Here is a 14216-nt window from a genome sequence, read left to right as displayed (position 1 = left end):
ATTAAAACTGGAAATAAATCGGGATCATCGGTTGGGTACTTTTTACCTGTACCAGTAACCAGATGAAAGCCACCATGATAGCTACACTACCTGCCACCGGAATACGACCAAGTATTTTCTCCACGGAGAATTCCACTCTGGAAGGCAGGAAATGTAATATAAAGCCGAGTACCATTACCCAGAACACAGCGGTATAACCGTTATACAGCTCCAGGGCTATCTCCGGCTGGAAATCGTATACTACCTGGTGTATCAGCGACCATGCGTCATGAAAAGTGGCTGCCTTGAAAAATACCCAGCAGAAACAAACAAAGTGGAAAGTGATAAGCACCCCAAGTATTTTAAAGAAAGTAGCTTTCCATCCCGTGATCACTTTTTTGCTTTTCTTCAGGTAATCGATCCTCACCTTATCAACCGCCAACGCACTACCGTGCATAGCCCCCCAAAAAATGAAATTCCAGCTGGCACCATGCCAGAAACCCCCAATCAGCATGGTTAGCGCCAGGTTAACATACTGGCGCACCTTTCCTTTACGGTTACCTCCCAATGGTATATACAGGTAATCGCGCAACCAGCTGGACAGCGAAATATGCCAGCGGCGCCAGAATTCAGTAATGGAAGAGCTCTGGTACGGGGAATCAAAGTTGGGAGGGATCTTAAAACCGGTCCACCGCGCAATACCCAGCGCCATATCAGAATAACCGGAGAAGTCACAATAAATTACCAACGCATAACCATACACGCCCATTAAACATTCCAGGCCGGTATGCTTGCTGGGATCATCAAAAATATATTGTACAAAGTTCTGGTAAATAAAATCCGAGATAACAATCTTCTTAAATAATCCCCCCATGATCAGGTACATTCCCTTACCGATATCTTCTGAACTAAGACGGTAAGGCATAGAGATCTGCGGGATAAAATCCGCCGCGCGCACAATAGGCCCCATCATCAGTTTCGGGAAGAAAGAGAGGAAGAAAAGATAGTCCATAAAATTATCCACGGGCTTGATTTCATCCCGGTACACATCTATGGTATAGCTAAGGTTCTCAAAAGTATAAAAAGAGATACCAATAGGCAGGATCAGCTTCAGCGTGGAAATATGCCCTGCTGTGATATCGTTGACGATCCCGATAAAAAAGTTGGTGTACTTGAAATAAAACAACAACCCGATATTCAGGAAAATACTCAGTATCAGCAGCGATTTCTTTACCTTTTTATCGGGGCTTTCATGGATCCATCTCGACAAATTAAAGTCTACAATCGCTGAAAGTATGACCAGTCCTACGTAATAACCGCAGGCTTTATAAAAGAAATAAAGTGAGAATACCGTATATACCCATACCCTGGCGGTTTTATTCCTGCTTACCAACAGGTAACACATCAGGAAAAGCGCAAAGTAATAAAAGAAGAACCCACTGTTAAAAAGAACCGGGTCTGACTCATGGTACGACAGTTGGTATAACAATTTATTAATGTCGATCATCGGAGGTTAATGGATTTTTCTTTGTTTGCTGTAGATAATGTGTATAAGAACGTTGCAGGGCTTCGTATAACAACTGACCCTGTAACTGGTATCCTCTTGCATTAAAATGAATGTGATCGGGGCCCCAGGCTCCTGCAAATCTGGCTTTCTGCGCTTTATTTACCGCATTAAAATTCCAGCAGGCGATGCCGTGCTGCCGTGCGTATCCCAGGATCTGCTGGGTCACCATCGAGATATACGGATTAGGATAATAAGCGGTATGGTATACTGTTCTGTATTTCTTTTTGCCTACTTTTTTACGGGTAGCTTTACGCACTACACGCATACAATCCGGAGGAGTGGTAAGCAGGATGTTTACGGAGGGGTCCTGTTCCCGGAGCAGGGTTACCGTTTTGTCTATTTCATCCCTGAAAGCCAGGGGATCCATTCTGCCGCCATAGGCTTCGTTAGTGCCCAGGGAAATGATAACCAGCCTGGGTTTCAGCACCGCCATCTGCGCCAGCAGGATATTGCTGATTTCATTGTAATGCTGGAACATGGCCCCGTTAATGCCAACACTGTGGTACAATACCCCGTTGCGGCTGTTTTCCATAATGGCGCCATAAAACCTGAATGGACCGTTGCCGGTGCCTTCCCATCTTGCCTGGAAAGATTGTGATGTTTGCAGGAAATCGAGAGTAGCTTTGCTCAGGGTAGATGAACCGGGAAAAGGGGCAGGCGTTACTGTTACCGTAGCATCCGGCACCACAAGGGTGTTATTGGTATTACCGGCATCATACAGGAGGGTTACTTTACGGAAATTATTATCCATTGCACCATCTGTTTTACCGCTGAACGACAGGGTAGGCGCATCATTCTGGGAAATGATGACAATACCGCCGGGACCCAGTACATCAGATTTATTCCGGTCTACCACCCGTTCTGAAGCCCACCTCACGGTGCTGTTCCACTTGAAATCTTCCGGTCCGTTGGTTCCTGCCAGGTTGTATGGGAAAACATATCCCCTGCCGGCATAGCCAAACCGGTTTTGCAACAGGGAGGCAACAGTAAGCGGGAAGTATCCTGCCTGCACGTGGGAATCGCCCAGGTGCAGGATGGATATTACATTACTGTCTGCTTCATGAAGCGAGAAAAAAACATTGTACAACGCCGTATCCTGCTGGATACTGCCGGCATCGGCCATTTGTTGTGCATAAGTTGTAAATCCGCTGAGTATCAGTAAAAGCACTGCCACCCATTTTGCGCTAAGGTTGTTGTGCCTGACTGTATTCATTCATAATAGCTTTATAAAGCAGCGCTCCAACTTTGGCTGCTCCCGTTCTGTTAAAGTGTGTATAGTCCTTGTTGGCCATCACGGTGTCTCCCTCTACCCACTTTACCATAGCACCTTCGCCGCCCATAGCGGCAAAAAGGTTCCAATAGGCGGTACCATGACCAGCGGCGAGATCGTGCTGTACTTTCAGCAGTGCTTCCACACCTGGTGCGGTAATATATTTGTCGGCTTTTCTGTAAGATTTATCGGCAGTACCGATGATCAGGAATGAAGTTGATGGCAGGTCCCGGCGGAGTGAGTCCATCACTTTCTTCATCGGGCGCTCATACCAGCTGTAGTCAGTGAGTTCCGGGCGGAATAATACATTGGCGCCATAGTGCATCACCACCAGGTCGTAAGGACGTTCCTCCTGCATGCGACGGATCATACTGGCAGACAAGCGGCCAAGTTCCACTCCGCTGATACCTCTGAACGAATAGTTATCTACATAAATACCATCCCCGTTTTCAAAGCAAACACCATAAAAAGGCATCGCGCCGCCGGTGTTGCGGATAACTACGGAAGCAGTTCCGGTATCCTGCCGCAGATCCAGCCTGTTCACCGGCTCATTACCAGAAAGCGTATAGGCCTTATCGTTAATAGTGATGGCACCTGATCCGGCAGGGCCGTACAATACAGACACTTCGCTGAATTTATCGAGCAGCGGCTTTTTCACAGGGGAATACTTCACCCAGCTGTTGCCACCGGGATAAAAGGTATGCCCTGATAATCCGAGGGTAACATCAGACGGCGGTGAATTCTTATAATGATAATCTTTCCAGTCGGTAGAAAAAGTATGTGTGATAGTGGTTCTGAAAGATGCTACCACAGAGGTAACCGGCACAAATCCTACACCACCTCCACCAAAATAATGCTGTAAGCTGTCGCGCAGATCACCGGTGATCAGGTCTCCTTCGATCATAGAATCACCGAAATAGGCAATCCTTACCTTGCGGCGTTTACCCGCTTTCAGCTCTTTAAGTGCAGTGAGGAATTGTTTCATCCCAACAATAGAGTCGCCGGGCACAGGGGAGGCATATTCCATGATGCCGGTATACGACATGAAGTCGTGGGTATGATCCGGGTTAGGCACATGCGGATTACCGGCTGTACCGGTGCTGTCTAAACCAGAAAGCTTACTGCTGTCGTTGCCGCCTGCAGTAAGCTTTTGATCGTCCGGGGAAGTGGAAGTTGTTCTCAGTTCTGATAACATATCCAGCTTCCGGAATTGAAAGTCTTTATATGAAAAGCTGTAATTGAGCTGTGACAGCCCTACTACGCAAACTAAAGTTCCCAGAATAATATAGAACGGGTAGGCAGACTTATTTTTGCCGGACATAGTTTAATGATCTGTAGCACATCACTGTTCGCCTGCTGCCGGCATGCCTACGGTTAACCATTTTTGTGATTCCGTTGCCACGCTATCCATACCTGCGTCCAGCTTATACAATTTATAGCGGTTAATAATGTTTGTCACTCTTTTTATCCACTCATGGCCGGCAGATGAATAACCGCTATGGTTCATCTTTTTGAGCCATACGGTAAATTCGGGGTTACCTTTTAATTCGCCAAACCATTTCTTACGTGCCAGTACTTCCACAAAATGCTCATAGGAAGCCATGTCTGATACATACTGTTTGTACACAGACCTTGCTCCCGGTTTAACTTTGGATATGTTATTTTGTCCAACGATACCAAAGTGGTTGTGCAATAATTTTGCATTCCTGCTTGTTCCGGTGCCTGATTCCAACATCGCTATCCCGAGGATAACGCTGGCTGGGATACCGGTTTCCTGCATTAATTCTACAGAAACCGGTTTAAATTTCTTCAGATATTTGTTTGTGGATTGTTGTGCAAACCCAACATTGCTGAGCATTAGCAATAGTAACACCGCACATAACCATACTGTCCTCTTAAAGAATGTTGAAATTCTCATGGTAGTATTTTTTGATACAGGTGATAGTTCCTTCTTTGTTTTCAGCATCATTTTCTTACCTCACATATCAACGATGATCACATCGCAATATTACTTTAAAAATTTAAATAATACGATCTCCTCTTTTTCTTATCTAACCCGTTAATCTCTTGTTAAAAAAAATTGTACCTCATATTTGTGCCAATCCCCTTTGATGCGGCACCTTGCCATATCAAAGGGGATTTTAGCGACAAAAGCATTCCCTCTTGCAAAGACTATGCCGGTAAGCCTTTTTCCCGCGGAAAGCATGTTAGCAACTTGTTAAACATGCTTTTGAAGCGGGCTTATTATGACTTTACCAGGCTGATCTTCAATTCATTCAGCTGTTGCTGATCAATTTCAGCGGGCGCATCCAGCATTACATCACGCCCGGAGTTATTTTTCGGGAAAGCGATAAAGTCGCGGATACTTTCACTGCCACCCAACAGCGAACACAGGCGATCAAATCCGAAGGCAATACCTCCATGTGGCGGCGCACCATATTCAAATGCCCCCAACAGGAAGCCAAATTTGTGTTCTGCCTCTTCCTTGCTCATTCCCAGGGCTGCAAACATTTTCTGCTGCAGGTCGCGCTGGAAAATACGGATGGAACCACCCCCTACTTCTGTGCCGTTTAAAACTATATCGTAGGCGTTAGCCTTAATTTTGCCGTATTGTGAAGGATCATCCATCAGAGCTATCTGCTCCGGCTTTGGTGACGTAAACGGATGGTGACGGGCCACCCAGCGGTTTTCCTCTTCAGCGTATTCAAATAACGGAAAGTCTATAACCCACAACGGTTTAAAGTCGTTTTTGTTGCGTAAACCAAGGCGTTCTCCCATTTCCAGGCGGAGCTCGCTGGCAGCTTTACGGGTACGCTCTTCCTTGCCAGCCAGCACCAGGATTAGATCTCCGGGTTGGGCCTGACATTTTTGCGCCCATAATTTGAGTTGCTCCTCGTCAAAAAACTTATCCACAGAGCTCTTTAACGTACCATCTGTGTTGTAACGCACATAGATGAGCCCGCTCATCCCGATCTGCGGGCGCTTTACCCAATCCGTAAGTTCATCCAGCTGTTTGCGGGTATATTCTGCACAACCCTTGGCAGCAATAGCCACCACCAGTTCTGCATCATCAAATACTTTAAAGCCCTTGTTTTTAGCGGTATCGTTCAGGTTTACCAGCTTCATTTCGAAGCGGATATCCGGTTTATCGTTACCATAATACTCCATCGCATCATCAAAAGTCATCCGCGGGAAGGCTTCAGGAAATTCAATGCCTTTTATTTCCCTGAAGATGTGCTTGAGCATATGCTCAAAGGTGCTCAGGATATCTTCCTGGTCTACAAAGCTCATCTCACAGTCGATCTGGGTAAACTCCGGCTGCCTGTCGGCACGAAGATCCTCATCCCTGAAGCATTTCACAATCTGGTAGTAACGGTCGTAGCCACTCACCATCAGCAATTGCTTAAAGGTTTGGGGCGACTGTGGCAGCGCATAGAACTCGTTGGGGTTCATGCGGCTGGGCACTACGAAATCGCGTGCGCCTTCCGGGGTGGATTTGATCAGGAAAGGAGTTTCTATATCCATAAACCCAGCCGTATGCAGGTAGTTGCGGGCAGCCCGTCCTACCTGATAACGCAGTTCCAGGTTTTGCCTTACAACGTTACGGCGCAGGTCGAGGAAGCGGTATTTCATCCGCAGCTCATCTCCTCCGTCGGTATCATCCTGCAGGGTAAACGGCGGCGTTTTAGCTGCATTAAGGATGGTAAAATCACTCACAGTGATCTCTATATCACCGGTAGGGATATTTTTATTTTTATTTGAACGCTCGGTTACGGTGCCTTTTACCTGGATTACAAACTCACGGCCCAGCGGCTGTGCATCCAGTTTAGCATTCAGGCTTTCCCCGAATAATAATTGAGTAATACCATAACGGTCCCGCAGATCAAAAAAATTGATACTGCCAAACTTTCTTACTGTCTGTATCCATCCGGCCAAAGTTACTTCCTGGCCCACCTGTTCCATTCGTAATTCCCCGCAAGTGTGCGTCCTATACATGCGTAAATAGTTGATTTAGTTAGTTTTATGGTTGCATTACGGGATAAGCAGGCATCAATTGGCGACCACTCTCCAGTTGTTCACTTATGCCCATAAGGGGGGCAAAGATACGGTTTGAATCGGGCATTTTATGCCCGGTGTATGTTAAAATATCGTTTGAGGTCTATTTCCGGCATCAGCGGTGCATTGGCAAGAAGTACATCCCTGAAATGCGCTGCCATAAAGGGAGCAAGCGAACATCCTTTTGTTCCCAGCCCGTTAAAAAGCCCTACAGGCGGTAGTTGGGGGTGGAAACCGGCTATAGGGCGACGGTCGTTCCCGGATGGCCTCACCGCCGAAAGCTGATCCACTATTTCATACGGCACTTTCAACAGCTGGCGGAGGCTTTTTTCCAATATTTCCCGCTGCTTTAAAGTAGGCAGGTCGTCTTCATAATCCCACACGAAAGAAGATCCTGCCCAGAATAACCCATTGTCCTGCGGTACCAGCGTGATCCCCTTCTTGATAATATCCCCGGTTTCCAGTCCAGGTATCTTCACCAGCAACACTTCTCCCTTATTAGGCAAAAACTTTATCTCCTTAAAAAAAGGAAGCCCCCGGGTACCCGCTCCATCACAGAAAATAATTTTAGCGGCAGATATATCTCCATAAACTACCTCATTCTCCCTGATCTCCAGGTATTCAATATCCAGGTGGACTTCCACCAGGGCATCCTGGTCCTGTAAGTAACGGCGATAAGCCGGCAAAAGCGAACGGAGGTTTACCGTAGCGCCACGTACAATAGCCGCGCCGTAAGGCTGATCCAGGAAAGCGGCATATTTCATGACAGCGGGCAGCTGCGTATATTCATTACCGGTAGTTTTATTCAGAAAAGCTTCCCTCATCTGCATCGATGGAAAAACCGTCCACAGTTCCCGTTCTGTAAAAACCGGCACCTGCAACAGGGCCGATAGCTGCTCATAGGTGATTTTGGCAAACGGGTAAATAGTATCATACATCCAGGCCGGTTCAAATCTGCGGCCAGACACAGGGTTAATGATCCCAGCCGCTACCCTGGATGCGCTGTTGGGTTTGCCGTCATCTATAACAATTACTTTTTTGCCTGCCTGCAACAGGAACCAGCTTAACATGGTACCTGCTATTCCCTGTCCTACAATAACGTAATCTGCGTTCCTCATGCCCTCAAAAATAACAATAAAAAAGGGCTGAAGGATATCCATCAGCCCTTTACAAACTATATCACAATTTTATTCAGTCACTTTTACATTAAGCCCGCTGCTATGTGCTGAAAACTCAGGCGCATACATACACTGGGCGGTACTGATACCATTGGAGAATTTACCCTGATGAGTAACAAACAGCGTGTATTCAAACACATAGGTTCCTTTTGGCAGATAACTGAAAAAGAAATCTGTAGAAGCGTCCCGGGTGCTTTCATAGTAGCTTAATCCATCCTGCCATTTGCTGCTGCTGATCACATTGGTTGGCTCAAAACAAGCTGCCCGCATGTCTTTCAGGTGAATGTATTCCATCTGCCTGTCGGCCCGCAGCACTATCCTCACTTTCACTTTGTCGCCAACTTTCAGCTCATTGCCTTCATTGATTTTTGTGAGCACCGGTCCTTTGTTGCTATTCACCTCTTTAAACAGCTCTTTTTCCAGCACCAGTGGTGTAGCTGCAGCGGTAATTTTATCCAGGTCTTCAAAGTATTGCCAGTACACGGCTCCCCAGGATGGCTGCCCCTTGCTGCCACTCACAGTTACACTGATATTGCCCATATCCGGTTTCACTGCTTTAGCGGCTATTTTTTCCTTAAAATAACCGGTGCCTGCTTCTTTGGCAACAGGCTTCACCGGGGTATTTCCAAGTTGTACGGATACTTCGGGAGAAGCGGCCAGCCAGTCATCGCCCTGTAGCAGCATAGCATAGCAGGCGTCTGCAGTGGCTTTGGTGGTATGCCAGTTATTGGTTTGCTTATTCTTTAACAACCAGGTTTTCATATCTGCCACGGCGGCGGCATCCTTGCCTGCTACCTGGAAGGCTTCTATCAGCAGCGACTGCGTTTCAACAGGCGCCTGGTACCAGTTGTAACCACCGGTTACATCTTTCCAGTACATACCCATTTCTTTGCTGTTCATGGCATTCTCTTTCAGTGATTTCAGTATAGCCGCCGGCGTTACCTGGTCATTCTTTTTAAACTGCGATAAGGCTATCATTCCCTGTGCGTAGCGGCTTTGTTTTGACCAGTATTTTTGTTGCTGTGCATAGTAAAAATCAAATGATTTCTTCATGGCAGCAGGCACCGGTTTATCGAAGAAGCTGCGGGCGTACAGGTAGTGGATCTGCACCTGGCCAATCTGCTGTTCTTTCATATTGGCCTTTGTTTTCACCAGCCTGTAATAATCTTCATCCAGTTCCTTATCCAGGTAATCGATCGCTTTCATTGCCATTGCAGTAGCGGCAGGATCTTTCTCCCCGGTAAGCTGCTGTAAATGGCCCAAACCGGCTACGATATACTGTGTGAGGAACCTGTCTTTCCACATACCGGTAAACCATGGAAACGCGCCATCCGGCAACTGCTGGGCAGTTAGCTTGTTCAACGCCGACTTCCTCTCCTTCTGCATCCGTTGCAGATCGAACAGCAGGGCAATATTCTTTTTCTGCTGCGCTTCATCCTTTGCCTCCAGCACCCAGGGGGTTTGCTGCAGCAATACCGATTTCAGCTCTTCATTTTTCGCCAGGTTGCTTTCCAATGCTGCTGTATCTGTGATCTTCCATTTATCGAAAATGGTTTTTAACCCTGGCGCAGTATTGGTAATATGGGTGGCCAATGCGTTGGCATAATAGCGGTTAAACACCTGCTCAGCGCATTCGTACGGAAATTCCATGAGGTAAGGCAGCGCCTGAACCGCATACCAGGCCGGGTTGCTGGTATATTCAACGGTAACACCATGTTGTACGATAGTTTGTGAAGAATCGCTGTGCAATAATTTATCAAAAGTAAAATCATGTTTGCCATCGCCACGAACCGGTAATGGCAGCGATTCTGTTACCAGCATCCGGTTGGTTAACACCGGTAATGCATTTTCTTCTCCATCGCTGAAATTCCCTGCCTGTGCGGTAACCCGGTAGATCAGGGCGCTCTGGAACCCGTGCGGTATCTGGATCGGGAAGCTCACCACGGTGCTCTGTCCTGCCTGGGCAGTGAAATGCTGTAACGGGAAAATATTCTGGAACCATCCGTCTACCGGCTGCATTGTAGTAGCATCCAGCAATTCCAGGTGTGCCTGGCCTATCAGCTGGGAGTCCGATAGGTTGCTCACCTTGGCAGTGAACTCCATTTTATCTCCCTCCCGCACAAACCGTGGCGTGTTAGGCTGCACCATCAGCACTTTTTGTGTTACAATGCTGGCGCTGGCATAACCAAAGGCCAGGTCTTTCGTATGAGCGAGGCCCTGGAAGTTCCATTTGGTAAGCGCTTCCGGAACGGTGAATTCAAAGGTGATGTTACCGTCTTTATCGGTGTGAAGGTCCGGGAAGAAGAAAGCCGTTTCCTGGAAGTTTTTACGGATGGAAGGTGTTGCAGGTTCTTTTTCATCTGCCGGAGCTTGTTCGCCACCGGCCTTGCTAGCAATGACTTGTTCAGTAATTCTGTCATCAGCTATAGCTGCCGGCGCGGGAGCCATGGCCATTTCCTGCAGAACAGGTTGATTACCTGCGTTTGCAGCAGACGCTTTATACCTTCTTGCGACTCCCACCCGGCCTCCGCCTCCGTAGCCGTCACCCATATTCCAATCGAACAGGTTCAGTGTTTCATATCTTTTTTCATCTGCAGCATGCGGTTTCCTTTCGGGATCATAAAGCCCTGCAGACACATCCATCTTAAAATTCTCCCGGCCATTAAACGTAAGAAGATTATATACATATGGATAGATAGAAGGCTTATACCATTGATGCGGTAAAAATTCATCAAGGGAGGCATCATACATAGATGCCAGCATTTCGGCGGCTACTTTTTCATTTTTATAACCGGAGATCTGCGCCGTCCATTTTTCTTTTTCTCCTGGTAATAATTTATCACGATGGGTGCCCAGCTTTATTTGCAGATCCTTGTTATCCCAGGCCACAGTTATTACTGGCCCCGCGGTAAATACCCGGTTATCCTTTACAAATACATGCGCCAGCGCTATATTCCCCCGCTCGTTTTCCGTTACAGGGAAATCAAGTTGCTTTATACCGGAGAACTCAAGCGAAGAAACGATCTCTTTGGTTGTCGCTGTTCTCTTTGTCTGGATCAGGTGAATATTACCGGCGGCAGAACCCAGCAGGATAGTAGCGGTTTTCCCCGGTGATACAGTAACGGCGGCAGGATAGCTCCATAAATAAACCGGCGCCGGCAGCGCTTTGGGATGGTCATCAATTAATTCAAAAGTCGTTTTCTGTACAACGGATTCATTGTTCCTGTCTTTTGTACTTACCTCCAGCTCATAGAATCCCGGGGCCAGCTTCCTGGTGTCCAATGTCACTTTCCCTTCAGGATCACCGGCAATGGTTTCCCGGATCACTGCTGCCTGGCGGGGCCAGTTCCTGCGATCATCTTCATTTTTATAGATATCTACCGGGAACGCCTGTACGTAACTGGCTTCATCCATTACAAACTGATCAGGCGCTTCCCAATAGCGGGGACGCAGCAGGCGTTTGTTAGGCGTAAGCGGTTTCACGGCTATAGTAAGACTGGCAGGCTCAAAGCCTCCGTTCAGGTTGCGGGAGTAGATCTTCAGCGTTTTAAAATCTTCCTGCTGCAGGCGATCGGGTGCGTTCACCACAATTTCCATAGACTGGTAGCCCACGCTGATAGTTTGGCTGCCACTGCGGGTCTCACCGTTCAGATCTGTTACATCGGCGTGCACCACGTAAGTAAATACCGGTTTGGTAGCCGGGTCTACTGATTTATCGCTAAGTGCCGGGAACTTTACCAGGAAAGCGCCGTTGGCGTCTGTAGTGGTTTCGCCATGACTAATTTCCCTGGAAGATCCGTATGGAACAGCTATCTTATAAAATAACCAGGGGTAAGGGTATCTCACTCTCCGCTCCACCCGGTAGGTAACTTTTGCGCCATCTATGTTATTCCCGGCAAAGGCCAGGGCTTTGGCATTGGCAGTAACGGTATCTCCTATACGATAAGTGCTTTTTATGGTATCGAACTGTACATAAAATTTAGGGCGTTTGTATTCTTCCACCTGGAAGGCCAGGTAACCGTTTCCTGTTTCATCTCTCAGGCTGTAACCCCCGTTCATACGGCCTTCCGGCAATGCAAACTTCCCGGAATAAGCGCCATATTCGTTAGTAGTTATGCTGATGGAATCAGCCTTATCGCCATTGGCGTCGTACAATGATAGGGTAGCTTTATAGTTCGTGAGCACATCGCTGCCGGTTTCATTGATCCGTTTCTTTAAAACAATTCCTTTAAAATAGATGGTCTGACCAGGGCGGTAAATGCTCCTGTCGGCAAACAGGAAAGTTTGTGGCTTAGGCTCCTGTTCCCGTTCATTGTTGGTATAATAATACCGGTGTGTATCTATGTATAATTCATCCTGCCCATTCTTCCAATACAGGCGCAGGTTGTTATTTTGTTTCATGGGCGCAGGTTTTACGCCGCCATCTTTACCGGTAGTTAGTTTTTCCACCAGTATCCATTCATCTGAATTGTTGTTCTTATTCCGCAGTACCTGGAGATCAATACCTCCCAGCGGCTTCCCGGTAGTGCGATGAAGGGCATAATAAGCATCCCCGTTTTCCAGGTAACTGATATTTGATACCCAGGTCATTTGCATGGCCATTGGGTTATTTTTCATCTTAAACGCCGGATCGGCGCTGGATAACAGCATGTAATGCCCTGCCGGCAGGGCATCTATTTTAATTTCTGCTTTATGGGTGATATAATCCTGCGGATCGGGCAGGGCCTGTTCCCAGGATTTCATCGCGGGGCGCGACAGCATCAGCTGCCAGTAGGTATTTGCCTGGTCGCGGTAATTATTCTGCGCTTTGCGTAACAGCTTCAGGAAGGTGTCGTCTATTTTAAAGATGCGCAGGTAGATCTTGTTAATATTCTTATATCTTACCAGGGTTCTGAATGGCAGCTCAGGAACATTTACTGATTCTGTTACCAGTTCCAGGGATTGTTCATTGATCTCATCCAACATATAAGCACAGGCTACCCCTCCGGCGGATGCCGGGGCCAGCGCTACTGCTTTTTCGCAGATAGCTTTTGCCTTCTTCATATTATCCCCTTTGGCATCATCACCTGCATTTGCTTTCTGCATATAGTAAGCAGCCTGCATCTGCATTACAACCGTTACCTCTTTTTCGCCTGTGTAAGCCAGTACCGCCTGATCCAGCGCCTGGAGGTAAAGGGCATCCTTATTCTCCATAACGGCCACCTGGTTTATCCAGCTTATCCTTTCCACATCAACATCCAGTAACGCTGCCTTATCGCCGGCATGCAAACGGGTCAGTTCCTGCAGGATCAGCAGGGCGTGGTATTGCAGGGAAGTGCTGTCGGAACTGGTAAAGCGGTGTGCGGCAAAGGTAGCGGCAGGCGCAAAGGCTGCCGGGTCGGTAAGCTCAAACTGGTTAGCAGGATTGGTGATAGCAGCTTCTCCCGATTTAAAATACTCCAGGGCGCGGTGGGCCAGTAAATCGTACAGGGTTGGCCGTAGCTGCCGGGTATTTTCTTTAACAATAATCGGGTCAAATGCAGTGAGACTTGTTTTCTCCAGCATTTCCCGGTTAAACAGGGAAGCTTGGTAAGCGGCTGTAATTTCCTGGTGCAGCCGGTCGGCCCCCCAGGTAGTTACATCCGTTCCTTCATCGCCTGCAATGGCAGTACGGTTATAAAACCTGTACCGGTTGTATTGAAAATACCGGTACAGCATTTCCGCCCTGATGCTTTGCAGGATGGCTTTTTGAGGGCCGGTGGCAGCAGCGGTCTGTTTTTCTATTTTCTGCAGGTTCTGGAGGGTACTGCTGTCATTGATCTCCGCATTGTACTTCATCTGGTAAATGAGCGCTTTGATCTGCTGAGCGGGTATTTTATCTTTTACAGCCTGTGCATAAATATCGTTGACTACCTCCAGGGCTGATTTGGGTAATCCCTTTTCTTCCAGTGCGGTGATCTTCTTCCAGGAGTTATCGTAATTGAACTGGGCCATTATCTTATTGCTGCTAATGATTAAAACAATGAATATTCCGATGAATAAACGCATATAGGATCGTTATTTACAGTAAGTTACTTCTTTTACTGATGAGGATGCCAGTACAGTCGTGGTTTCCATAAAGGGGAACAAAAAAGGTGAAAAGTGTTGGAATAAATCTCCTCACTTTTCACCTTATATATTTTTACCG

7 protein-coding genes are annotated in these 14216 nt (G+C 47.3%); all 7 read right to left on the bottom strand.

Features of this window, described 5'->3' with window-relative positions; genetic code table 11:
- Position 1: 1 nt before the first annotated feature.
- The 7 genes from FN124_RS14975 to FN124_RS14945 all read right to left on the bottom strand — a co-directional run bounded on the left by FN124_RS14975 (position 2) and on the right by FN124_RS14945 (position 14077).
- Entirely contained in the window at positions 2-1486 is a 1485-nt protein-coding gene (locus tag FN124_RS14975; RefSeq protein WP_142685636.1) for an MBOAT family O-acyltransferase, read from the bottom strand.
- A complete protein-coding gene (locus FN124_RS14970) occupies positions 1473-2759 on the bottom strand; it encodes a GDSL-type esterase/lipase family protein (RefSeq protein WP_142685635.1) in 1287 nt (428 codons plus the stop codon). Before FN124_RS14970 ends, FN124_RS14975 begins: the two co-directional genes overlap by 14 nt.
- Complete coding sequence (locus FN124_RS14965; RefSeq protein WP_142685634.1) at positions 2731-4137, bottom strand: SGNH/GDSL hydrolase family protein; 1407 nt, start codon at positions 4135-4137, stop codon at positions 2731-2733. The genes FN124_RS14970 and FN124_RS14965 overlap by 29 nt, the downstream gene beginning before the upstream one ends.
- A gap of 21 nt (positions 4138-4158) precedes the next feature.
- Positions 4159-4734 (bottom strand): glucosaminidase domain-containing protein, encoded by a 576-nt coding sequence (locus tag FN124_RS14960; protein ID WP_185937221.1) that lies wholly within the window; start codon positions 4732-4734, stop codon positions 4159-4161.
- 326 nt (positions 4735-5060) lie between these two features.
- Positions 5061-6812: an aspartate--tRNA ligase gene (gene aspS / locus FN124_RS14955; RefSeq protein ID WP_142685632.1), complete on the bottom strand. Its 1752-nt coding sequence runs from the start codon at positions 6810-6812 to the stop codon at positions 5061-5063.
- A 128-nt stretch (positions 6813-6940) separates the two neighbouring features.
- Positions 6941-7990 (bottom strand): NAD(P)/FAD-dependent oxidoreductase, encoded by a 1050-nt coding sequence (locus FN124_RS14950; protein WP_185937220.1) that lies wholly within the window; start codon positions 7988-7990, stop codon positions 6941-6943.
- Between the two features lie 69 nt (positions 7991-8059).
- On the bottom strand, positions 8060-14077 hold the full coding sequence (locus tag FN124_RS14945; RefSeq protein ID WP_142685630.1) for an alpha-2-macroglobulin family protein: 6018 nt from the start codon (positions 14075-14077) through the stop codon (positions 8060-8062).
- Positions 14078-14216 lie beyond the last annotated feature (139 nt).

This window comes from Chitinophaga polysaccharea, assembly GCF_902150045.1.
GTDB lineage: Bacteria > Bacteroidota > Bacteroidia > Chitinophagales > Chitinophagaceae > Chitinophaga > Chitinophaga polysaccharea_A.
This window is presented reverse-complemented; position numbering and strand designations above follow the sequence as displayed.